The organism is Streptomyces sp. CC0208, assembly GCF_003443735.1.
In the GTDB taxonomy this organism is placed as follows: domain Bacteria; phylum Actinomycetota; class Actinomycetes; order Streptomycetales; family Streptomycetaceae; genus Streptomyces; species Streptomyces sviceus.
Map to the genome: position 1 here is coordinate 3452373 of NZ_CP031969.1, position 22955 is coordinate 3475327.

General features: G+C 72.4%; 14 protein-coding genes and 1 riboswitch. Of the genes, 5 read left to right on the top strand and 9 right to left on the bottom strand.

What is annotated here, in order from left to right:
- Positions 1 to 73: 73 nt before the first annotated feature.
- The 7 genes from sucD to D1369_RS15600 form a co-directional block, all read right to left on the bottom strand.
- Entirely contained in the window at positions 74 to 958 is an 885-nt protein-coding gene (gene sucD / locus D1369_RS15570) for a succinate--CoA ligase subunit alpha (RefSeq protein ID WP_007384180.1), read from the bottom strand.
- A 21-nt stretch (positions 959 to 979) separates the two neighbouring features.
- The gene (sucC, locus tag D1369_RS15575) at positions 980 to 2158 is read right to left on the bottom strand and encodes an ADP-forming succinate--CoA ligase subunit beta (RefSeq protein ID WP_007384179.1); all 1179 of its coding nucleotides are present in this window, start codon (positions 2156 to 2158) and stop codon (positions 980 to 982) included.
- 467 nt (positions 2159 to 2625) lie between these two features.
- Positions 2626 to 4404, bottom strand: coding sequence for a hypothetical protein (locus D1369_RS15580; RefSeq protein WP_118082491.1), 1779 nt, complete (start codon positions 4402 to 4404; stop codon positions 2626 to 2628).
- A 176-nt stretch (positions 4405 to 4580) separates the two neighbouring features.
- Positions 4581 to 5609: a hypothetical protein gene (locus tag D1369_RS43845; protein ID WP_007384177.1), complete on the bottom strand. Its 1029-nt coding sequence runs from the start codon at positions 5607 to 5609 to the stop codon at positions 4581 to 4583.
- A 279-nt stretch (positions 5610 to 5888) separates the two neighbouring features.
- Entirely contained in the window at positions 5889 to 7280 is a 1392-nt protein-coding gene (locus D1369_RS15590; RefSeq protein ID WP_240436075.1) for a VWA domain-containing protein, read from the bottom strand.
- A gap of 172 nt (positions 7281 to 7452) precedes the next feature.
- Complete coding sequence (locus D1369_RS15595) at positions 7453 to 10056, bottom strand: DUF5682 family protein (RefSeq protein ID WP_050789906.1); 2604 nt, start codon at positions 10054 to 10056, stop codon at positions 7453 to 7455.
- 312 nt (positions 10057 to 10368) lie between these two features.
- Positions 10369 to 11499, bottom strand: coding sequence for an AAA family ATPase (locus tag D1369_RS15600; RefSeq protein ID WP_007384174.1), 1131 nt, complete (start codon positions 11497 to 11499; stop codon positions 10369 to 10371).
- A 156-nt stretch (positions 11500 to 11655) separates the two neighbouring features.
- Between D1369_RS15600 and D1369_RS15605 the strand changes: the two genes are divergently transcribed.
- Both D1369_RS15605 and D1369_RS15610 read left to right on the top strand, forming a co-directional pair.
- On the top strand, positions 11656 to 13011 hold the full coding sequence (locus tag D1369_RS15605) for an SWIM zinc finger family protein (RefSeq protein ID WP_118082492.1): 1356 nt from the start codon (positions 11656 to 11658) through the stop codon (positions 13009 to 13011).
- Between the two features lie 41 nt (positions 13012 to 13052).
- Entirely contained in the window at positions 13053 to 14693 is a 1641-nt protein-coding gene (locus D1369_RS15610) for a DUF5691 domain-containing protein (protein ID WP_118082493.1), read from the top strand.
- Positions 14694 to 14862: 169 nt separating this feature from the next.
- Here the strand turns inward: D1369_RS15610 and D1369_RS15615 are convergent, their stop codons facing one another.
- Positions 14863 to 15279, bottom strand: a complete 417-nt coding sequence (locus tag D1369_RS15615) for a cobalamin B12-binding domain-containing protein (RefSeq protein WP_007384170.1) — start codon at positions 15277 to 15279, stop codon at positions 14863 to 14865.
- A gap of 562 nt (positions 15280 to 15841) precedes the next feature.
- On the opposite strand from D1369_RS15615, the gene D1369_RS15620 reads away from it, so the two are divergent.
- Both D1369_RS15620 and D1369_RS15625 read left to right on the top strand, forming a co-directional pair.
- Positions 15842 to 16711 carry an alpha/beta fold hydrolase gene (locus tag D1369_RS15620; RefSeq protein WP_007384169.1) on the top strand — a complete coding sequence of 290 codons (870 nt, stop codon included), beginning with the start codon at positions 15842 to 15844 and terminating at the stop codon, positions 16709 to 16711.
- A gap of 276 nt (positions 16712 to 16987) precedes the next feature.
- Positions 16988 to 18544 carry a M23 family metallopeptidase gene (locus D1369_RS15625; protein ID WP_037901189.1) on the top strand — a complete coding sequence of 519 codons (1557 nt, stop codon included), beginning with the start codon at positions 16988 to 16990 and terminating at the stop codon, positions 18542 to 18544.
- A 34-nt stretch (positions 18545 to 18578) separates the two neighbouring features.
- Here the strand turns inward: D1369_RS15625 and pcrA are convergent, their stop codons facing one another.
- Positions 18579 to 21059 carry a DNA helicase PcrA gene (pcrA, locus tag D1369_RS15630; RefSeq protein WP_007384167.1) on the bottom strand — a complete coding sequence of 827 codons (2481 nt, stop codon included), beginning with the start codon at positions 21057 to 21059 and terminating at the stop codon, positions 18579 to 18581.
- A gap of 540 nt (positions 21060 to 21599) precedes the next feature.
- Positions 21600 to 21769: riboswitch (cyclic di-AMP (ydaO/yuaA leader) on the top strand.
- Between the two features lie 8 nt (positions 21770 to 21777).
- Between pcrA and D1369_RS15635 the strand changes: the two genes are divergently transcribed.
- The gene (locus D1369_RS15635) at positions 21778 to 22923 is read left to right on the top strand and encodes a C40 family peptidase (protein ID WP_007384166.1); all 1146 of its coding nucleotides are present in this window, start codon (positions 21778 to 21780) and stop codon (positions 22921 to 22923) included.
- The last annotated feature ends 32 nt before the right edge of the window (positions 22924 to 22955 follow it).

Sequence of the window (22955 nt, forward strand, 5' to 3'; positions counted from 1 at the left end):
GGCACCCCGTAACGCGCCGACGGGCCCGCCCCGAGTGACGGAGCGAGCCCACAGACGTTCAGCTGGGTACCGTTCAGCCGGCGAGGATCTCCCGCGCCAGCTTCGCCGTCTCGGTCGGCGTCTTGCCGACCTTGACGCCGGCGGCCTCGAGGGCCTCCTTCTTCGCGGCGGCCGTGCCGGAGGAGCCGGAGACGATGGCGCCGGCGTGGCCCATGGTCTTGCCCTCGGGCGCGGTGAAGCCCGCGACGTAGCCGACGACCGGCTTGGTCACGTTCTCCTTGATGAAGGCCGCGGCCCGCTCCTCGGCGTCGCCACCGATCTCACCGATCATCACGATCAGGTCGGTGTCGGGGTCGGCCTCGAACGCGGCGAGCGCGTCGATGTGCGTCGTACCGATGACCGGGTCGCCACCGATGCCGACGGCGGAGGAGAAGCCGATGTCACGCAGCTCGTACATCATCTGGTACGTCAGCGTGCCGGACTTCGAGACCAGGCCGATGCGGCCCGGCTTGGTGATGTCGCCCGGGATGATGCCGGCGTTCGACTGGCCCGGGGTGATGAGACCGGGGCAGTTCGGGCCGATGATCCGGGTCTTGTTGCCCTGGGACACGGCGTACGCGTAGAACGCGGCCGAGTCGTGGACCGCGATGCCCTCGGTGATGACGACCGCGAGCGGGATCTCGGCGTCGATGGCCTCGACCACGGCCGCCTTGGCGAAGGCCGGCGGTACGAAGAGGACGGACACGTTCGCGCCCGTCTTCTCGATCGCCTCGGCGACGGTGCCGAAGACCGGGATCTCGGTGCCGTCGATGTCGACGGAGGTGCCCGCCTTGCGGGGGTTCACGCCACCGACGATGTTGGTGCCGTCCGCCAGCATGAGCTTGGTGTGCTTCATGCCCGTGGCACCGGTCATGCCCTGGACGATGACCTTGGAGTCCTTGTCGAGGAAGATAGCCATGGCTTGTCTGTCCCTCTTCCCTTACTTCGCAGCCGCGAGCTCGGCGGCCTTGTCGGCCGCGCCGTCCATGGTGTCCACGCGCTGCACCAGCGGGTGGTTGGCGTCGGAGAGGATCTTGCGACCCAGCTCGGCGTTGTTGCCGTCGAGACGGACGACGAGGGGCTTGGTGACGTCCTCGCCCTTGTCCGCGAGCAGCTGCAGCGCCTGGACGATGCCGTTGGCGACCTCGTCGCACGCGGTGATGCCGCCGAAGACGTTGACGAAGACCGACTTGACGTCCGGGTCGCCCAGGATGATCTCCAGGCCGTTCGCCATCACGGCCGCGGACGCGCCGCCGCCGATGTCGAGGAAGTTGGCGGGCTTGACGCCACCGTGCGCCTCACCGGCGTACGCGACGACGTCCAGGGTGCTCATGACGAGACCCGCGCCGTTGCCGATGATGCCGACCTCGCCGTCAAGCTTGACGTAGTTGAGGTTCTTCTCCTTGGCGGCGGCCTCGAGCGGGTTGGCCGCGTCCTTGTCCTGGAGGGCCTCGTGTCCCGGCTGACGGAACTCGGCGTTCTCGTCGAGGGAGACCTTGCCGTCCAGGGCGATGACGTCACCGGAGGCGACCTTGGCCAGCGGGTTGACCTCGACGAGGAGGGCGTCCTCCTCGATGAAGGTCTTCCACAGGGTGACCAGGACGTTCTCGACCTTGTCGGCGACCTCGGCCGGGAAGTTCGCGGCCTCGACGATCTGGCGGGCGACCTCGGGGGTCACACCGACGTTGGCGTCGATCGGCGTCTTGGCGACGGCCTCGGGGCGGGTCTCCGCCACCTCCTCGATCTCCATGCCGCCCTCGACGGACGCGATGGAGAGGAAGGTGCGGTTGGCACGGTCCAGGAGGAAGGAGACGTAGTACTCCTCCACGATCTCCGGGGCCGTCTCGGCGATCATCACCTTGTGGACCGTGTGGCCCTTGATGTCCATGCCGAGGATGTTGGTCGCGTGCTCGACCGCCTCGTCGGCGGTCGCGGCCAGCTTCACGCCGCCGGCCTTGCCGCGGCCGCCGACCTTCACCTGGGCCTTGACGACGGACTTGCCACCGAGGCGCTCGGTGGCTGCGCGGGCCGCCTCAGGCGTGTCGATGACTTCACCGGCCAGCACCGGTACATCGTGCTTGGCGAAGAGGTCCCTCGCCTGGTACTCGAACAGGTCCACGCGCTTCCGTCCCTATCAGTGATCTCGCGGTTCGTTGTCTGCGTGGGCGTGCCGCGAGGGCAACGTGACGTCCGACCGCTGTCTGTCACAAGGGAGGCGCACACGGTGTCCGAGCGCGCGGCATGTCCGTCTCGCAGGTTATCGCTGCTTGCCGGGGGCCCCTAAATCGAGGGTCACACCTGAGCGGTGATACCTGTCACATGATGCCTCGCTCACTGGCACGGCGTGCCGTGTGTGAGGTCGCGGGGAGGCTTCCACGGGGGCATGGGGAGGGCCTCACCAGGATGGGGTTGTCCCGGTGAGGCCCTTGTACAGCCCCTCTTCCACGTTCCTCAAGGGGCCTGGGCGGTAGATCCCCACCCCAATGGGGACCTCTTCGCCCTGTCCGTGAGGTTCCGGCAGGACAGACCGACGGCTTTCGGCCGTCCGGGGCCCGTCACCTCACGAAGTCGATGGGTGGGAGGTGGTCAGACGCCGTACGGGAGCTCCTGCGCGTAGCCGGGCGTGACGGACTCCGCCACGCCCAGGGCACCGGTGACGGCGTGCCCGGCGAGCGGTCCCGCGGTGTCCTGGACGGTCCCGGTCAGGCCGCCGGCGAAGGGGCCGACCTGACCCGCGACCGGGGCGGCCTCGCCGGCGACGCCGTACGCGAAGGGCGTGACGTCGCCCGCCACGCCGTACGCGAGCGTCGTGGCGCTGCCGGCGACCGGCTCGACCGTCCGGGTGACGGTGTCCACGACGGGCCGGACGGCCCCGGTGACACCGTCCGCGAAGGCCGGGACCTCGCCCGTGACGCCGTACGCCAGCTGGGTCGTGCGGCCCGCCACGCCGTACGCGAGCGGCGGGACGTCCCCGACGACTCCGGCCGCGAAGGGCCGGACGTCCCGCGTGACGCCGTACGCCAGCGTGCTCGCGTCCGCGACGGCCTGCCCGGCCACCGGCACCACGCCGTGCACGGCGGTGTTCACGACGGGGGGCAGCACGGCGTCGGTGGTGTCCTGGGCGACCTGTCCGACCAGGCCGGTGGCGTAGGGCGGTACGTCGGCGACGACACCGTCGGCGACCGGGAGCACACCGGCGACCGTGCCGGTGGCGTACGCGGCCACGCCGTGCTGGATCGCCCCGACTCCGGCGACCGCTCCGCCGACCACGGGTTGCACGCCCTGGACGGCGCCGCCCGCGAGCGGGGACACGTCTTCAACGAGGCCGTACGCCAGCGCGGTCGCCGCACTCACGGCGTGCCCGGCGGTCTGCGCGACCGCACTCACGGTGCCGTCGGCGACCGGGAGCACACCGGCCACCGCGCCGGTGGCGACCGGGGTCACCCCGCCGACGGTCCGCCCGACGGCGGGCGCGACCCCTTCGGCGACCGGCACGACCCCGTCCACCGCCTGCGCGGCGACCGGCACCACGCCGTCCACGGTCGCCGTCACGACGGGCGGCACGACGGCGGCCACGGTCTCGTCCACGACGGGCGTCACGGCGCCGGGGACGTCGGCGATCCGGCCCTGCGTCGCGGTGAGCGTGGCCCGCGCCGCGTCGGCCGCGCCCGTCGTGATTCGGCCCGCGCCCGCGAGGGTGTGCTGCTTCTTCGTCCGTACGACGCCGTCGACGCCCTGCGCCTGGGCACGCGCCGCCGTCTGGACGCCCTGGAGCTTCGTCTGGGCGCCGGCCAGGGCCTGCTCCACCTCGGGGGCGAAGGCGGAGAGGGGGCCGAAGAGGTAGTCGACGCCGTGCTGGGGGGCGGGGGCGGTGGGTGTGCCGGGCGTGGTGGGTACGGCGACCTCGGATGCCTTGGCGGCGGCTGCCTGAGCGGCGTTGGCCTTCGCCTCGGCCTGCGCGGCCCGGGCCGCCCTCGCGCCCTGGATGGCCGCGGCGCCCTTCACCTTGGACACCTGCGAGGTGACGGTGGTCCTGGCGTCCGCGTGACGGTGGGGCGTGGGATCGGTGGTGTCGGCTGCCGCGTTCGTCGCGGTGTCGGTGGTGTGGGTGACGGTGGTGGTGACGCCGGAGGCGACGCCGTCGAGGTTCCTCGCGGTGTCGGTGGTGTCGGTGACGGTGGTGGTGACGCCGGAGACGACGCCGTCGAGGGTGTCGGTGACCGTGGCGGTCGTGTCGGACGCCGTGTCCGTCGCGGCGAGGGAGACGGCCGGGAGCTCGTCCGCGCTGGCGGCGGCGGAGCCGAGCGCCCACGCACCGGTGACACCGGCGGCTATGACGAGGGAACGGCGGATGTTCTTGTTCATGAGTGCGTCAGATCCCTGGATCTTTGGGGGAGCCTGGAGAGGCATGGGGACATCCGGAGCCACAGGGCTCCAGGGGGATCCGTCCGGAGATCAGAGAAGTTCTGGGGGTGTCCGAACGGCCGGGACAGACCTGTTCCGCCCCCGCGCGGCAAGTCGGCGGGGAGGGGAGGTCTGCCCTAGCCGGGGAAGACGGGGATGTCCCGGTGCCTGTCCCGGGTCCCGGCCGCGTCGACGCTCGCGGCGGCACCGGGCACGAGCCGCAGCGGCGCCCGGTGGTGGGGGGTGACGGCATGCGCGTCGCCGTGTCGCGACGAGCCGTTGTCCACTGCCGACTTGCCGCTCAGGGCTCCGCCCGGGCTGTCGGAGGGCGCCTGGTGCGCGGGCATGTGGGCGGTGGAGGTGGCGCGGTGGGCGGGGTGATGCGTGACGAGCTCGGTCACGGTGCCGTGGCCGGCGAACCGCGGCCCGAACCCGACAGCGCCGCCTGCGGAGCCCTCGTCACCGGCCGGCTTCCGCGCCGCCTGATCACCCGGCTGGGGCTGTGGTGCCGAGGTGACCGGCGCGGGCGCGGGCAAGGTCTGACCCGGGGTGCCGGGCAGGCCCGGCACCGTGGGCACACCCGGCACCGTCGGCAGGGTCGGCCACGACGGGACCTCCGGGAACGAAGGCAACGTCGGCCAGTCCGGTTGCGTGGGCTGCGCCGGTATCCCGACCGTCTCGGTCAACCCCGTGGTCACCGTCTCGACCAGATCTCCGACGGGCTGCACGACACCGGTGACCACGGCCCCGACGACGCCCTCGGTCACCGGTCGGAGCACCTTGTCGCCGACCGGGTGGGTGAGAGTGTCAGTGCCGGGCTCGGAGGCGGTCGACTCGGGGACAACCGGCCGGGGAGCGCTGCCCTTTGCCGCGTCCGTGCCTGTGTCCGCGTCCGTGTCCCGGGCCCTGTCCGCCCCCGTGGCTGCGGCTGTGGCTGTGGCTGCGCCCGTGGGGGTTGCCGTCGGCTCGGCCGGGGGGTTCACCGGCTGAGCGACCGTGCTGCCCGGCAACGCCCCGATGCCGTCCGCCGCGTGCGCCTGCTCCCCGCAGAGGAAGCCGAGCACGAACAACCCGCCCACCAGCAGCCCCACTTGCAGCGCTCGCCGCCCGACCACCGCGCGCAGCACGCGCACAGTGGCACCGGGAAAGGCTGCTGACCAGGTCAAGAGGGGGCGGGTCCTTCCGTGCGACGGAACGAAGCGAAACGGAACCGACGTGAATCCGAATGCGGGTGAAAACGAACGGAGTTGAGACGGAACAGGGGTGAAACGGAACAGAAGCGAAAGGGAAACGGAGGGGAAGGGTGAAGACTATGGAGAAGCCGATCCTTGCACGGGGTGCCCGAGGTCGCGCAAGTCCCCTGTTACCGATGCGTAGGCATGTCCGTTTTGCTGGGCGGAGCCGCAGGTCACCGGGTCGACAAATCTCCAGGGGGTGGCTCGGGTTCACACCGGGTCCGGTATCGGAAGCGGACGCTTCTCGATGGCCGCCGCCATCACCTCGGGGAACAGGTCGGGAGTGCAGGCGAAGGCCGGTGCGCCCAGCGCGGCGAGCGCGGCCGCGTGCTCCCGGTCGTAGGCGGGCGCACCCTCGTCCGACAGCGCGAGCAACGTCACGAACTGCACCCCGGACGCCTTCATCGCCGCGACCCGCTTGAGCATCTCGTGGCGTATGCCGCCCTCGTAGAGGTCGCTGATCAGCACCATCACCGTCTCCGCCGGCCGGGTGATCTGCGACTGGCAGTACGCCAGCGCCCGGTTGATGTCCGTGCCACCGCCGAGCTGCGTGCCGAAGAGCACGTCCACCGGATCGTCGAGCTGGTCGGTGAGGTCGACGACCGCCGTGTCGAAGACGACGAGCCGTGTGTCGATCGACCGCATGGACGCCAGCACCGCCCCGAACACGGACGCGTAGACGACGGACGCCGCCATCGACCCCGACTGGTCGATGCAGAGGACGACCTCCTTCTTCACCGACCGGGAGGCCCGGCCGTAGCCGACGAGCCGCTCCGGCACGATCGTGCGGTACTCCGGCAGATAGTGCTTGAGGTTGGCCGAGATCGTGCGGTTCCAGTCGATGTCGTGGTGGCGCGGCCTGTTGATCCGGGCACTGCGGTCGAGGGCACCGGTGAGCGTGGCACGGGTGCGGGTGGCGAGCCGCTTCTCCAGGTCCTCGACGACCTTGCGCACGACGGCACGTGCCGTCTCCTTCGTCGTCTCCGGCATCGCCTTGTTGAGAGAGAGCAGCGTGCCGACCAGGTGTACGTCGGCCTCGACCGCCTCCAGCATCTCCGGTTCGAGCAGCAGGGCGGACAGCCCGAGCCGGTCGATGGCGTCCCGCTGCATGACCTGGACGACGGAGGAGGGGAAGTACGTCCGGATGTCCCCCAGCCACCGCGCCACGGACGGCGCCGAGGCCCCGAGCCCCGCCGAACGCTCCTTCCCCGCCTGCCCCTTCCCGTCTCCCCTCCCGTACAGCGCGGTCAACGCCCCGTCCATCGCGGCATCCCGGCCACTGAGCGCGCACCCGGTGCCGTCGGCCGCCTCCCCGCCCAGCACCAGACGCCACCGCCGCAGCCGCTCGTCGGCGGGGGAGACCGGAGTGGTCGAAGTTCCGGCCTGGCCCGGTGTCGTGGCCGCTTCTGCCGCAGCGTCAGCCGACTGCCCTTCGGCCGGGACGGCACCGGAGGCGACCGCCTGGACCCGCACCGGGAGCGGAGCCGGGGCCTGCCTCAAGACCTGCGCGGGGATCTTGGCCGCCTCACCCCCGGTGTCCGACCCCTGCCCGTCGGTCCTCGGCGCCCCCGGTGCCGTCACGTCGTTCGACTCGGTCGTCATGCCCCTACCCCCGTCCGGAACCGGTCCCAGAGCGGGACCACGGCCACGCTCGTCACCGAGCGGCGCTTCGTCCGGGACCCGGTCCTCGTCCCGGGTGCGCCTCCGCGCCCGTCCCGGACAGCGGCGGCTGTCCCGTCGGCCCCGCCCCTCGGTGTCCGCGATACCTCGGTCGTCATCCCGCCACCCCCGCAAGGTCGTTGTCGTCGGCGTGCGCCCGGTCGTCGTCGTGGTCGTCGTCCAGACCGAGCAGCAACCGCACCACCGGCAGCACCGCGTCGGCCCGGTCACTGTCGAGGCCGGCCCCGAAGCCCGGTATCCCGGAACCAGCTCCCGCCCCGCTTCCCCGCTGTCCCGGACCCCGCCGGACCAGTTCACCCAGGGTCCGGCGCACTCCCGGCTCGTACGCGGAGAACGTGCGCCGCAGCAGCGGCAGCACATCGGTGAACGCCTCCGCCGACACCCCAGTCAGCCAGACATCGACCAGCCCGAGCAGCCGCTCGTCGTGCACGAAGAGCATCCCGCCGCCGGATCCGCCCCCTACGAAACCCTCGATCCACGCGGCCGCGTCCCCCGGCTCCGTCCCCGGCGACAGGACGAGCCCCATGAGCCGTGCCGCCTCGTCCTGCGCCAACTCCCCGTCATCCAGCAGCAGTCGCACAGCCCGCCCCCGAATGACACCGGGCACGCTGTCCCGCAGGGACAACACCTTGAGCACGGCCTGCCAACGGCCACGAAGGCCACGGTGAGCCGGAGCAGGCGCATCACCCTCGCGGCCCTGCCCCGAGCCAGAGCCAGAGCCCGAGCCCGAGCCCGAGCCCGAGGAAGCGTCCCCCGGCGCCGCCACCTCGACCAGCAGCCCCACCGCCCCGTGCACCGCGTCCACATGGCGCCGCATCTCCTCCGCCGCCTCCGCGTCGAGCGCGGCGCAGGCCGGAGGCAGGCCGACGAAGACCCGCTCGGCGAGGCCCGCGGCGACCTCCGTCAGGGCGCCGGTGTCGGTGCCGCGCACATCGCCGTAGCGCAGGGACCGGACGAGGGCCGGCAGGGCCTGGGCGAGATGGCCGACGTCCGCGTCCAGCGCGGCGCGGTCGGCGAGGATCTGCATCACCGTGGGCAGGGCGTCCGGGAGTTCGGCCAGCAGACAGCGCTCGGCGAGGGCGGTGACGTCCGCGAGCCCGGACGCGGAGACGGCATCCGACTCCGCCTTGGCCGTGGCGGCGGCGAGCACGGTCGTGCCCCACACCCCCGCCTCGGCGACCCGCACCGACAGCTCCGGCTCCCACCGCAGTCGCCACGTCTCCCGGAACGTGCCCGTGCTCCCCCGCGAGGCCGCCGGCTCACCCCACGCCACACCCAGGAGCCGCAGCCGGTGCAGCAGCCTGCTGCGCCCCGCGTCGTTCTCCTTGCGCAGGTCCAGCTCCAACTCCCGCTCCAGGGCCTCCGGTGTGAGCCGCAGCCGCCGCTGGCTGCGGTCGAGGTCCCGCTGCAACGGCACCGCGGGCGCCGCCTGCGGCACCTCCCCCAGGACGTCCCCGACCACCAGCCGGTCGTGCACCAGCGCCAACGGCACGTCCGAGCCCTCGCACATGACCGCCCGCACCGCGTCGGTCGTCTCGCTCAGGCCGGGCAGGGGGCGGCCACGCATCGCCGCGAGCGTCTCGGCCAGCCGTACGGCCTCGATGACATGCGCCGAGGACACGATCCGGTCCTCGTCGCGCAGCAGCCCCGCCACCTTGGTCAGCCACCGCTCGACGGGCCGGTCCGGCGCGCCGAACAGGTGCCCGTACCAGCCGGGCGAGTCGATGCCGGCGCCGTAGCCGCTGCGCCGGGAGAGCCTGCGGTGCGTCCACGGCACCCATGTCATGTCCGCCTTGACCTTGGGGAGTCCCTTCAGCAGCGCCTTGTCGGCGGCGACCGTGCTCTTCCGCCGCAGCGCGGGCACGTGCCACGCTCCGCACACCACGGCCACGTCGTCCCCGAACTCCCGCTGGGCCGCCCGCACCTGGAGCCGCATGTACGCCTCCCGCACGAGGTCCCGGTCGTGCCCGCCGGTTCCGTACGTCTCCCGCAGCACCCCCATCGCCTCTTCCAGCACGGTGAACGGCTCGAACACCTCCCCCTGCCCCGCGCTGCGGTGTTCGACGACGTCCTCCCACCACCGCTCGGGATCGTCGTATCCGGCGGCCTCGGCGAGCACCCCGAGCGGATCGACACGGACGGCGTCGTGAACCGCGAGCCCGTCGCCCGGAGCGGCGTCCCCGTCGGCGGGCTCCCCCGTCCCGTCCGCGCCCCGACCGTCCGTGCCCCGACCGCCCGGTGCCTCGGGCCCGCTCGTCTCCGGCGCCTCGGCGGCGGGTTCGTCCGATCGGTCCGCCGGCCCTTCGCCTGCCTCGTCTCTGCCCCACGCCAAGGTGTGCGTGGCCGGCAGGTCGATGAAACGGGCCGGGACCTCGTGGTCCAGCGCCCAGCGGATCGCCACCCACTCCGGGGAGAACTCGGCCAACGGCCAGAACGCCGAACGGCCGGGCTCGTCCACGGCATGGGCGAGGAGCGCCACCGGTGGCCGCATGTCCTCCTCGGCGGCCAGCGGAATCAACGCGTCGGCCTCGGGCGGTCCCTCGATCAGCACGACCCGGGGCCGGGCCGCGTCCAACGCCGCTCGCACGGCCCGCGCCGACCCGGGCCCGTGATGGCGCACGCCGAGCAGCAACGGCCCCGCACCGGCTGCCCGCCCCCCGTGAACGCCGTGGCCGGACGCCTCCCCGCTCCCGGACATCCCGCCTCCCTCCGTCCACTCGCCCGCCGACCCGTGAGCGTGCCTCTCCTTCTCGCGCCCGGCTCCATCGCCCCGCACGGCACCCTCGTCGGCCGTCGCCCCGGCGCCGGCCGCCCCCTCGGGCCCGCCGCTCCCGACCTCACCGACCTCCGTCACAGCGTGCTCCTCCCCTGCGAGGCCACTTGGAGTCGTCCTCGCCGGCCATCCCGGCCCGGTCCCCGTCGCCGTACCGCTCAAGGCGTGTCACAGTCGTCCCCCTTCGCCTCTGCTCTCCCAGCAGCCCGCCCCGAAGTCGACTCCCCCGGTCGTCGTTCACGCGCTGACCTCCCGGCAGGCCCGGTAGAAGTCCTTCCAGCCGTCTCGCTCGCGGACGACCGCCTCCAGGTACTCCTGCCAGATGACCCGGTCGGCCGCCGGATCGCGGACGACTGCGCCGAGGATGCCCGCGGCGACGTCTCCGGCCCGCAGGACGCCGTCGCCGAAGTGGGCGGCGAGGGCGAGACCGCCGGTGACGACGGAGATGGCCTCGGCCGTCGACAGCGTGCCGCTGGGTGACTTGAGCTTCGTACGGCCGTCGGACGTCACCCCGTCACGCAGCTCGCGGAAGACCGTCACGACACGGCGGATCTCGGCGATGCCGTCGGGCGCGGCCGGCAGGTCGAGGGAGCGGCCGATCTGGTCGACGCGGCGCGAGACGATGTCGACCTCGGCCTCGACACTCTCCGGCAGCGGCAGCACGACCGTGTTGAAACGGCGGCGCAGGGCGCTGGAGAGGTCGTTGACCCCGCGGTCGCGGTCGTTGGCCGTGGCGATGAGGTTGAAGCCGCGGACCGCCTGCACCTCCGAGCCCAGCTCCGGTATCGGCAGCGTCTTCTCGGACAGGATCGTGATCAGCGTGTCCTGCACGTCGGCCGGGATCCGGGTCAGCTCCTCCACCCGCGCCGTCATCCCCTCCGCCATGGCCCGCATCACCGGGCTGGGCACGAGGGCGTCGCGGCTCGGGCCGTGGGCGAGCAGTTGCGCGTAGTTCCAGCCGTACCGGATCGCCTCCTCCGGTGTGCCCGCCGTGCCCTGCACGAGCAGCGTCGAGTCTCCGCTGACCGCAGCGGCCAGATGCTCGGACACCCAGGTCTTCGCGGTACCGGGCACGCCCAGCAGAAGCAGGGCGCGGTCGGTGGCGAGGGTGGTGACGGCGACCTCGACGAGGCGCCGCGGGCCCACGTACTTCGGGGTGATCACCGTGCCGTCCGGCAGGGTGCCGCCGAGGAGGTACGTCGCCACCGCCCACGGCGACAGCTTCCAGCGGGCCGGGCGCGGTCGGTCGTCCTGCGCGGCCAGCGCGGCGAGCTCACCGGCGAAGGCTTCCTCGGCATGCGGCCGCAACGCCTCGGCCGGCTCTCCCCGCTTCGGCTCCACGGTCGTCGGTTCAACGGACACAGACATGGCTGAGGCCCCCTCCAGCTCGGCCGGTTCGGATCTGTCACCAACCGTGCACCACGCCACTGACAATGCGATCCGACCTGCGCAAACGCGCTCACGGGGCCGGAGCGGCGGTCGGTCCGGGGCCGATTGTCAGTGGGGGGATCTACCTTCGATGACATGACTCAGCAGGGGGTGCGCTGGACGGCGGATCAGGTGCTGGCACTGGCTCCTGACGCCGCTTCACGCAAAGCGGGCAGCAAACTCGGCGCGGCCGGGCCGTGGTCCGAGGCGGGGAGTTCCGACGAGGGGACGGTGTGGGGGCTGTGCAAGGGCAGTGGCAGCAAGCCGTATCAGACGGTCATCGACATCGCGGACGCCGCAGGTCCGGCGTACAAGTGCAGTTGCCCGAGCCGCAAGTTCCCGTGCAAGCACGCGCTCGGGCTGTTGCTGCTCTGGGCCGGCGGGGAGGGTGCGGTGCCGCGGGGACCGGCGCCGGACTGGGCTGAGCAGTGGATAGCGGGGAGACGGCAGCGGGCGCAGGAGAAGTCGGCGGCGGGCGCGGCGGGTTCCGCCGCCGGGTCCGGTGATCCGGAGGCGGCGCGGCGCAGGGCGGAGCGCCGGGCCGTGCGGATCACGGCGGGCGCGACGGAGCTGGAGCAGCGGCTGGCGGATCTGCTGCGCGGTGGTCTGGCGGGGGCGGAGCAGGCGGGGTACGGCATGTGGGAGGAGACGGCCGCGCGCATGGTCGACGCCCAGGCGCCGGGACTGGCCGCGCGGGTGCGGGAGTTGGGTTCGATCCCGTCGTCCGGTCCGGGCTGGCCGGTGCGGCTGCTGGAGGAGTGCGCTCTCATCCACCTCCTCGACCAGGGCTGGCTGCGCCGCGAGCGGCTGCCGGACGGCCTCGCGTCCACGGTCCGTTCCCGGATCGGCCTGCCCGCCCCGGCGGACGGCCCCGCGATACGGGACCGCTGGCTGGTCCTCGCCCAGTACGACACGGCGGACGCCCGTCTGACGACCCGCCGGATCTGGCTGCACGGCACGGACTCGGGGCGCACGGCACTGCTCCTTTCCTACGGCGCGGCCGGCCGCGCCCCCGAACTGGCGCTGCCGGTGGGTCTTGAGCTGGAGGCGGAGGTGTCCCCCTATCCCGGTACCGGTCAGCTGCGGGCGGCGCTCGGCGAGCAGTTCGCACCGCCCGCGCCCTCGGCGGCCCGCCCGCCGGGGGTGACGACGGAGCAGGCGGCCGCTCGCTACGGCGAGGCACTGCGCGACGACCCGTGGCTGGACTCCGTCCCCGTGACCTTGGACCGGGTCATCCCGGCCCAGGACGGGGACTCCTGGCAACTGGCCGACGCGGAGGGCGACTCGGCCCTGCCGCTCACCGCCTCCGCCCGCTCCCGTCCGGGCCTGTGGCGCCTGGTCGCGCTCTCGGGCGGAGCCCCGGTGAAGGTCTTCGGCGAGTGCGGCCACCGCGGCTTCACTCCGCTGACGGCGTGGCCGGAGGGCGCGGGCGAGGCGGTGCGCCTGTGCTGAACGGAACCGACCGAGCACCCGGCCGCACGGAAAGGAACCCCATGGACAGGACCTCCGCGAGGGACAAGACCTCCGCGAGGGACAGGACCTCCGCGCCGGACGCCTGGGAGGAGCTCGTCACCTCGGCCCTGCTCGGCACCGCGCGCCGCACGCCACCCGGCATCGAGCCCGGTCCCGAGGCGCCAGTGGCGTTGCTGGACGCGGCGGCCGTGGAGACGGTACGGCGGCGGGCCGGGCTCAGGCCCGCGCGTGCGGTGCAGCGGCCGCAGCCGGCGCCCGAGGAACCGCGCCCTTCCCTGCCCGCGGCGGCGGCCCGCCGGCTCGCGATGCTGCTCACCGACCGGCCGGGCACGGGGGGTGGCGGCCGCAGGGGCACCGCACCGGATCTGATGGAGCTGCTCCCGCAGTGGCTCGCGGCGGCGAACACCCACGGTTACGCGGCGCCCCCGCAGCTGCTGCCCGCGCTGCTGGACGCGGCCCGAGGGCGTACGGATCTGCGGCCGGCGGCACTCGCGTTCGCGGGCTCGCGGGCCACCTGGCTCGCCCGGCTGAACCCGGACTGGCGGTTCGCCCTGCGGGCGACACCCGGTGGCGGCGCCGCGCTGCCGCCGGCGCAGGACACCGCGGGGATCCGACTGCTGTGGGAGGAGGGCCTGTTCGCTGAGCGGGTGGCGCTCCTGGCGGCGATACGGGCCCGGGAGCCCGCCGCCGCGCGTGAGCTGCTCGCGACGACCTGGGCGACCGAGCGGGCCGAGGACCGGCTGATGTTCCTCGACTCGCTGCGGACGGGGCTGGGGCCGGACGACGAGCCGTTCCTGGAGCAGGCGCTGGCCGACCGGAGCCGCAACGTACGGGCCACGGCCGCGGAGTTGCTGTCCGCACTGCCGGATTCGGCGCTGGCGGCACGGATGGCGGTCAGGGCCGCGGCGTGCGTGGCCGTCGACCGCACGCAGGACACGCCGACGATCGTCGTCGAGGCGCCGCACGAGTGCGACGCGGGCATGGAGCGCGACGGCGTCGTACCGAAGGCACCCTCGGGGCGGGGGGAACGGTCGTGGTGGTTCGGTCAGTTGGTGGAGGCCGCGCCGCTGGGCGGGTGGCCGGGGCGGCTCGGCGGACGGACGCCCGCGGAGATCGTGGCGCTGCCGGTGGCCGACGACTGGCGGAACGAACTGCACGCGGCCTGGTGCCGGGCCGCCGTACGGCAGCGGGACGCCGGATGGGCGCGGGCGCTGCTCGGGACGCCCGCGGCACCGGAGGCCGGGGGGCCGGGGGCGGTGTCGCTGGCGGAGCGGGCCAAGCTGCTGGGCACGCTGGGCTCCGCCGAACGGGCCGAGTGGGTCGCCGGGTTCATCGCGACGCACGGGTTGTCCGAGGCGTTCCAGCTGCTGGGGGTGTGCGGGGTGCCGTGGGCCGCGCCACTCGGGCGGGCGGTGGTCGACGCGCTCAACATCGCCCGGGACGCGGGGAGTTATCCGTGGAGTTTCAGTGGGGTGATGGGGCTGGCGGAGCGGTGTCTCGATCCGGCCGAGGCGGGGCGGCTGGAGGGGCTGATGGCGGTGCCGGACGAGGGGGAGGACGCGAGTCCCGGGGCGGGGGGTTACTGGGCCGAGGCGTTCCAGCGGCTGGTGACGACCTTGCGGTTGCGGGCGGCGATGGCGGAGGAGCTGGAGGGCACGTAGGGCTTGCCGCGCGGTGAGAGGGCGGGCGGTCCCGCCGGCTCGGCTGAAAGCCCCCCAGGGATGTGCGGGAACCGCGCGACCGGCCCCCGAGTCACCACCGGCCCGCCCCTGGTCACCACCGGCCCCTCAGGTCACCACCGGCCCGCCCCGGGACCCGCCAGGCGGGCCGCTACGCCCCGGCCGGTTGCCGTACGTTCTCCCGGACCCAGTCCACGATCGACTGAGTCGTCGCCCCCGGCGTGAAGATCTCGGCGACCCCCTTCTCCTTCAGCGGAGGGATGTCCGCCTCCGGGATGATCCCGCCGCCGAACACCAGGATGTCCTCGGCCTCCCGGTCCTTGAGCAGGTCGATCACCGCGCCGAACAAGGTGTTGTGGGCGCCGGAGAGGATGGAGAGACCGATCGCGTCGGCGTCCTCCTGGATCGCCGTGTCGACAATCTGCTCGGGAGTCTGGTGGAGGCCGGTGTAGATGACCTCCATCCCCGCGTCGCGCAGGGCCCTCGCGATCACCTTGGCTCCGCGATCGTGACCGTCGAGCCCCGGCTTGGCCACCACTACGCGGATCGGACCGGCTGGAACACCCATCACTGCCTCCATGAAGCGACTGCGTCCATTCCTACCGACTAGTACCGCACAGACCGGGAATGTGAACGAACGTTATCGCCACCATCTCGCACGACGCAGTTTCCAGTGGTGACCGAGGGGGAAATCATATGGTGGGACACGTTCGGGAGCCGCAACGAGGTCGCCGCACCGCCGCGCCGCAGACCGCGCGTCGCGGTGGCGCGGCGCGCCGGCGACGGCACGAAGGGCACGCAGGACAGGTAAGGCACGACAGCGGGGAGCCTCGTCGCCACACCGACAGGGCGACTCCTCACGTCACCGGCGCAACACCAGCACCGCAAGCACCATCGGCACCACCGATACGGCCGGCACAGCCACCGGTACCGTCGGCATCGCCCGCACCACCGGTTCCGTCAGCTCCGCCGACCGCGTGGGCAGCCCCGGAACCGGGCGCCGACCGCCGCACCCGCCCTCCATGCCCCTCTCGCGCCACGCCGGTGTCGAAGACGACCTTCGCCGCGACTGCCCATGAGCGCACACGGGGGACGGAGCAGTCCTCCCGTGTGCCGACAGGAGGTCGGCCATGAAGGTCACCAGGGCGGCGCTGCCCTTTCTTCCGCTCTGCCAGCGTCTGCTTCCGGGCAGGCTGGCGGGAGTCTCCCTGGCCCTCCTGAAGGCGACCGCGCTCGAGGTCGCGATCCTCGCGGGACATCTCCTGCTCTACCCCTCCGGCATCACCCAGGAGCGCCGCTCCCCCCTGCCCGCGCTCCCCGCACCGGAGAACGGCGCCGCGCAACTGCCGACGGAGGCCAAGCCCCCGGTCGTCCTGCTGCACGGCTTCATCGACAACCGTTCGGTCTTCGTGCTCCTGCGCCGCAGCCTCGCCCAGCACGGCAGGCAGCAGATCGAGTCCCTGAACTACTCCCCGCTGACCTGCGACATCCGCACCGCGGCGGAGCTGCTCGGCCGGCACATAGAGGGGATCTGCGAGCGCACGGGCAGCGAGCGGGTCGACGTGGTCGGTCACAGCCTCGGTGGTCTGATCGCGCGGTACTACGTGCAGCGCCTGGGCGGTGACTCCCGGGTCCGCACCCTGGTGACGCTCGGAACCCCGCACTCCGGCACCCGCGTGGCGCCCCTGGCGAACGCGCACCCGATCGTGCGCCAGATGCGCCCCGGCTCGGAGGTGCTCGAGGAGCTCACTCAGCCGGCGCCGGGCTGCCGTACGCACTTCGTCAGCTTCTGGAGCGACCTCGACCATGTGATGGACCCGCTGGAGGCCGCCTGCATCGACCATGAGGACCTGATGGCACAGAACGTCCGGGTGAGCGGGATCGGACATCTCGCCCTGCCCGTGCACCCTGCGGTCGCGACCGGCATACGGCAGGTGCTCGACACCGCGCGGGCCGGGGAGGAGACGGCCGACCGCGCAAGCGGACTGACCGTGGCGTAACGGTCGTATCGACCGCCGGACGCGGGCCGCCCTCAGCTCGCCCCATGCCCGCCCCACAGGCCGGCGACAGCTCGCCGACAGGCACCGGCCCGCGGTCCGGCATCGAACAGCCTTCGAACATAGAGCCAAAGCCGCGCCCGCAGTCCCCCGAAACACAGCCGAATGCCCGTTTCCTGCGCGCCTAAAACCAGTTGAAGATTGTCGCGCCCGCATACCGCCGGGTACAGTCGCCGCACTGCTCTGGCAGCCCCTGTTGTCGAGGCGAAAGAGAAGTTGGTGAACGACCGTCATCCGTCGGGGACCCTGACCACCCCGGCTCCGGCTTCCGACGCCGACTCGTCGCACTACGCGTCGTACGGCACCCAGGAGGCCCAGTACGGCGACTTCACCACGTACGGCGGCTATGACGCCACAGGTTTCGACGCCACGGGCGCGACCTGCGCGCAGGCCACCGGCACCTTCGCGGCCGACCCGCTCTTCGGCGACATGCCGGGGGACGCCACCGGTTCGTACGACGCCTCGACGTGGACCACGGGCGGTCACCAGACCCTGAACTACGACATGTACGCGGCGCAGCACCACGCCGCCTACGACACCGGCGCGTACGACGCCACGCAGTGGGGCGCCGACCAGCAGCAGCTCGCCACGATCCCGCCGCAGGCCGGCAGCCCCGATCACAGCGGCCAGTGGGACGCGAGTTCCTGGCACCAGGCGGACCAGGCCGCGGACCAGGCCGACCGGACCCAGCACTGGGAATGGGGCACGCAGGCCTTCGACACCGGGGCGTACGACGCCACGCAGTGGAACTCCGACGGTACGGCGGCCGACCCGCAGCCGACGGCCGCCTTCGAGCAGGCCGGGTACGACGAGCCCCACAGCTACGACGAGACCCACGCGTACGGCGAGGCGAATCCTTACGGCGCCGCCTACGCCGAACACACCTCGCCCGACGACGGGCCGAACGCCACCACGGATGCCACCGCCACCGGCGAGATGCCCGTGGCGCACGACGCTGACGCCCCGCTCCTGGACGACCAGGAAGAGGCCGCTCCGACCGTGGCCCCCGCCCCGGGCTCCCGTGTCGCCGCGCGCAACGCCAACCGCTCCCGCCGCCGTATGCCCGTCAAGCGCTCCGCGCTGCTGACGATCGCCGTCCCGTCGGCGTGTGTCATGGGTGTCGCCGGGATCGCCGCCGCCTCGGTCGGCACGCTGACCGGCGACGACCAGGACACCGCGACGACCCTCGCGGACACCTCCGTCCAGCCGGCTGTCGCGAACAGCAAGCTGGACACCCAGCTCGAGAGCCTCGCGGCCGGTGCCGACGACTTCGCCGACCGGGCCAGCCGTACGCAGGAACGCATCGACCTCAAGGCCCAGCAGGTGGCCGAGAAGAGGAAGGCGGCGGAGGAGGCGGCCCGCAAGGAGCGGCTGCGGCCGAAGTTCGCGCTTCCGGTCGCCCAGCGGGGACTCAGCGCCTACTTCGGCCAGTCCGGCGTCAACTGGATGTCAGTCCACACCGGCATCGACTTCCCGGTGTCGTACGGCACGACGGTGATGGCCGTGACCGACGGCACCGTCCGGACGCAGTGGAACAGCGCGTACGGCAACATGATGGTCGTGACGGCGAAGGACGGCACGGAGACGTGGTACTGCCACCTCTCCAGCTACCGCGTCGCCTCGGGTACCACGGTCAAGGCCGGCGACCCGATCGCCTACTCCGGCAACTCCGGCAACTCGACCGGCCCCCACCTGCACCTCGAGGTGCACCCGGCGGGCGGTTCGGCCATAGACCCGCTGCCGTGGCTGCGCAGCCACGGGCTGGACCCGACGTAACCTCTCGGGCCCAGCCCCCCGTCCGGAGCTGGAGCTACAGCTTCTCCACCGGCGCGTACCGCAGCAGCAGTCGCTTCGGCTTCGCTTCCCCGAAGTCGATCGTCGCCTCGGCGTTCGCGCCCGTGCCCTTCACCCCGACCACCGTGCCCAGACCGAACTGGTCGTGGGTGACCCGGTCGCCGACGGCCAGGGACACCACCGGCTTCTCCGCGCTCCTGCGCGTCGCGAAGCCGGACGCGCCCGACGCCGAGGAGCGGGACCGGGACGACGACAGTGACGCGGCGACCCCCGAGACCGGCCCCGCCGGAGCGGCGACCGCCCCCGTGCGCTTCCAGTCGACGTGCTGCGCCGGGATCTCCTCCAGGAAGCGGGAGGGCGGGTTGTACGACGGCTGCCCCCACGCGCTGCGCAGGGAGGACCGGGTCAGATACAGCCGCTCACGCGCGCGCGTGATGCCGACGTACGCCAGGCGCCGCTCCTCCTCCAGCTCCTTGGTCTGGCCGAGGGCGCGCATGTGCGGGAAGACGCCGTCCTCCATGCCGGTGAGGAAGACGACCGGGAACTCCAGGCCCTTGGCGGTGTGCAGGGTCATCAGGGTGATGACTCCGGAGCCGTCCTCGTCCTCGTCGGGGATCTGGTCGGAGTCGGCCACAAGCGCGACCCGCTCCAGGAAGTCGGAGAGCGAGCCGGTCTCCTCACCCTCGCCGGACTCCTGCTCGAACTCCAGGGCCACGGCGGCGAGTTCCTGGAGGTTCTCGATGCGGGTCTCGTCCTGCGGGTCGGTGGAGGCCTGCAACTCGGCGAGATAGCCGGTGCGTTCGAGGACGGCTTCCAGGACGGTCGCCGGGCCCGCGCCGGACTCCACGATCGTACGGAGCTCCTCCATCAGGACGTTGAACCGCTTCACGGCGTTGGTGGAGCGCGCGGCCATGCCGTACGCCTCGTCGACGCGCTTGAGCGCCTGCGGGAAGCTGATCTTCTCGCGCTGGGACAGGGCGTCGATCATCGCCTCGGCACGGTCGCCGATACCGCGCTTGGGGACGTTGAGGATCCGGCGCAGCGGCACGGAGTCCTCCGGGTTGGCGAGGACGCGCAGGTAGGCCAGGACGTCCCGGACCTCCTTGCGCTCGTAGAAGCGGACGCCGCCGACGACCTTGTAGGGCAGGCCGACGCGGATGAAGACCTCTTCGAAGACACGGGACTGGGCGTTGGTGCGGTAGAAGACGGCGACATCGCCGGCCTTCGCATCGCCCGCGTCCGTGAGGCGGTCAATTTCGTCGGCGACGAACTGCGCCTCGTCGTGCTCGGTGTCGGCGACATAGCCGGTGATGCGCGCGCCCGCGCCCGCGTTGGTCCACAGGTTCTTGGGGCGGCGGGACTCGTTGCGCTCGATGACGGCGTTGGCGGCGGTGAGGATCGTCTGGGTGGAGCGGTAGTTCTGCTCCAGGAGGATCGTCGTCGCGTTGGGGTAGTCCTCCTCGAACTGGAGGATGTTGCGGATGGTCGCGCCGCGGAAGGCGTAGATCGACTGGTCGGCGTCACCCACGACACAGAGCTCGGCGGGCGGCAGGTCGTGCTCGCTCGGCGGTACGTCCACAGGGTGCTCGGAGGTCCCGACCAGCTCCCTGACCAGGGCGTACTGCGCGTGGTTGGTGTCCTGGTACTCGTCGACCAGGACATGCCTGAAGCGGCGGCGGTAGTGCTCGGAGACATCGGGGAACGCCCGGAGCAGGTTGACCGTCGTCATGATCAGGTCGTCGAAGTCGAGGGCGTTCGCCTCGCGCAGGCGCGACTGGTACATGGCGTAGGCCTGGGCGAGGGTCTTCTCGAAGCCGTCCGTGGCCTGGGCGGCGAAGTCCTCCTCGTCGATCAGCTCGTTCTTCAGGTTGCTGATCTTGGCGCTGAAGGACTTCGGCGGGTACCGCTTGGGGTCGAGGTCCAGGTCGCGGCAGACCAGGGCCATGAGGCGCTTGGAGTCGGCGGCGTCGTAGATCGAGAAGGAGGAGGTGAACCCGAGCTTCTTCGACTCCCGCCTGAGGATCCGCACACACGCGCTGTGGAAGGTCATCACCCACATCGCGTTCGCGCGCGGGCCGACGAGCTGCTCGACGCGCTCCTTCATCTCGCCCGCGGCCTTGTTGGTGAAGGTGATCGCGAGGATCTGGCCCGGGTGGACATTGCGCTCGCCGAGGAGGTGGGCGATGCGGTGGGTGAGCACCCGGGTCTTGCCGGAGCCGGCACCGGCCACGATGAGCAGCGGGGTGCCGGAGTGCACGACGGCCGCGCGCTGGTTCTCGTTCAGCCCCTCCAGGAGGGCGGCCGGGTCCACCACCGGGCGCGGGGCACCGTCGCGGTAGTAGGAGTCCCGCTCCGGGGGCACGTCGAACTTGCCGCCGAACAGGTCGTCCGGAACCTGCTCCGGTACGTGCTCGTCCTCGGGCGGCGGCGGTTCTTCCCCGTGGGCCCGAGGGGCCTGGAGGTCCGCCAGGAAGCTGTCGTCAAAGAGGCTGCTCATCGCTCTCCGAGTCTAGGGTGCCCCACTGACAGACCGCCGCCGCCCTGAGAACATCCACCGGTATCAGCAGCCGATGATCTTCCGGACCTGCCCTCCGGCGCCCCCGACCGCTGTCCGCGACCGACCGGACCGAGACGCGGGTACGGCCGCCGCACGGCCGCCGCACGGCCACCGCACGGCCACCGCAGGGACACCGACGGCGACGCCCGCCGGGAACGGCACCCGCAGGTGCCTGCGCTCGTCGCGCGAGACCTTGGTCACCCCGGCTCGCGTCGGGCCCGAACACCGCGGCGGCGGATCAGGCGGGCGCCGGCCTGCCTCCAACGGCACGGCCGTCCCGCTCCGCCTCACCCTCGCCCCCGGAGGAAACAGGCCCGAATCAGCGCAGATCGCCCCGGGTTGGTCACGCGGGGCGACGCCCGGGACGAAGGTCACGAAAATGTATCGGGCATATCGCACATCAACCTTCACACGGGCCACACCAGTTGGCTACCGTTCCGGACAGGCCGTACGACCCCCACCGGCGAACCCCGCCGGGCCGCACGGCCTCCGCCGAGTCCGCAGCGCCGCCGCGCGCCCGGAGCCGGGGACCCACCGAACCCGGGGTGAATCGGCCGACTCCCGCGCACGGGAGCGCCGTAGGGCAAACCTTCCGAAGCACCTCGCCCGAACCCGACAGCTAACCCGGTAGGCGGAGTACGGGAAGGAGTCGCCTCCCTTGGCGTCGCACCGCAAGTCGCGTCCCGTCGGTACGCGCGCAGCAGGCATACGGACCCCGGCCCTCGCGACGGCCGCCCTCACCTCCGTGGCCCTGCTGTCCCAGTCGGCGAACGCCGCGCCGGCCGATGACAAGCCGAGTCTCGAAGAGGTCGAGAAGAAGGTCGACGACCTCTACCGCCAGGCCGAGTCGGCGACCGACACCTACAACGCCGCCAAGGAGAGGACCACCAAGCAGCGCAAGCAGGTGGACACGCTCCTCGAGGACGTCGCCAGGCGCACCCAGACGCTCAACGAGGCACGGGAGGAACTCGGTTCCTTCGCCGCGGCCCAGTACCGCACCGGCGCCGCCGCGCCCGGCACGGCGACCTTCCTGCTCGCCGACACCCCGCAGGACTACTTCGACCAGACCCAGCTGATGGGCCGCTTGACGAGCCGCCAGAAGGGCGCCGTCGACGACTACGTCTCCGAGCAGTCCGCGACGATGAAGAAGCGCGAGGAGGCCTCCCAGAGCCTTCAGGCGCTCACCGAGACGCAGAGCGACCTGAAGACCGCCAAGGCGACCGTCCAGAAGAAGCTCGCCGACGCGCGCGAGCTGCTGTCGGAGCTGACCGCCCAGGAGAAGGCACGGCTCGCGGCGATCGAGCGGCGCAAGCAGCAGGAGGCGGACCGCAAGGCGGCGCAGCTGGCGCAGCAGCAGGCGGCAGCGGAGAAGGCCGCACAAGGAGCCGCGCAGGAGGCCACCGCCCCGCAGGAGAGCACGCCGACGGCGCCCGACTCCTCGTACGCCACCAAAGCAGCCAAGGCCCTCGCGTTCGCCCGCGCGCAGGTCGGCAAGCCGTACGTCTGGGGCGCCACCGGCCCCGGCTCCTACGACTGCTCAGGGCTCACCCAGGCCGCCTGGAAGGCCGCCGGGGTCGACCTCCCCCGTGTCACCTACGACCAGGTCAACGCCGGCACCACGGTCGCCCTGGCCGACGCACAGCCCGGTGACCTGGTCTTCTTCTACGACGACATCAGCCACGTGGGCCTCTACATCGGCAACGGCATGATGATCCACGCCCCCAAGCCGGGCGCGTACGTCCGCGAGGAGTCGATCTACTACGACGGCGAGTCGGGGATCCACAGCGTGGTCCGCCCGGCCTGAGGCGCCGTCCCGCGGAGCCCGCACTCGCGTGC

Coding starts and splice junctions, on each gene's coding strand:
- sucD (WP_007384180.1), bottom strand. CDS start 958: ATGGCTATCTTCCTCGACAAGGACTCCAAGGTCATCGTCCAGGGCATG.
- D1369_RS15580 (WP_118082491.1), bottom strand. CDS start 4,404: ATGAACAAGAACATCCGCCGTTCCCTCGTCATAGCCGCCGGTGTCACC.
- D1369_RS15590 (WP_240436075.1), bottom strand. CDS start 7,280: ATGACGACCGAGTCGAACGACGTGACGGCACCGGGGGCGCCGAGGACC.
- D1369_RS15595 (WP_050789906.1), bottom strand. CDS start 10,056: ATGTCCGGGAGCGGGGAGGCGTCCGGCCACGGCGTTCACGGGGGGCGG.
- D1369_RS15600 (WP_007384174.1), bottom strand. CDS start 11,499: ATGTCTGTGTCCGTTGAACCGACGACCGTGGAGCCGAAGCGGGGAGAG.
- D1369_RS15605 (WP_118082492.1), top strand. CDS start 11,656: ATGACTCAGCAGGGGGTGCGCTGGACGGCGGATCAGGTGCTGGCACTG.
- D1369_RS15610 (WP_118082493.1), top strand. CDS start 13,053: ATGGACAGGACCTCCGCGAGGGACAAGACCTCCGCGAGGGACAGGACC.
- D1369_RS15615 (WP_007384170.1), bottom strand. CDS start 15,279: ATGGGTGTTCCAGCCGGTCCGATCCGCGTAGTGGTGGCCAAGCCGGGG.
- D1369_RS15620 (WP_007384169.1), top strand. CDS start 15,842: ATGAAGGTCACCAGGGCGGCGCTGCCCTTTCTTCCGCTCTGCCAGCGT.
- pcrA (WP_007384167.1), bottom strand. CDS start 21,059: ATGAGCAGCCTCTTTGACGACAGCTTCCTGGCGGACCTCCAGGCCCCT.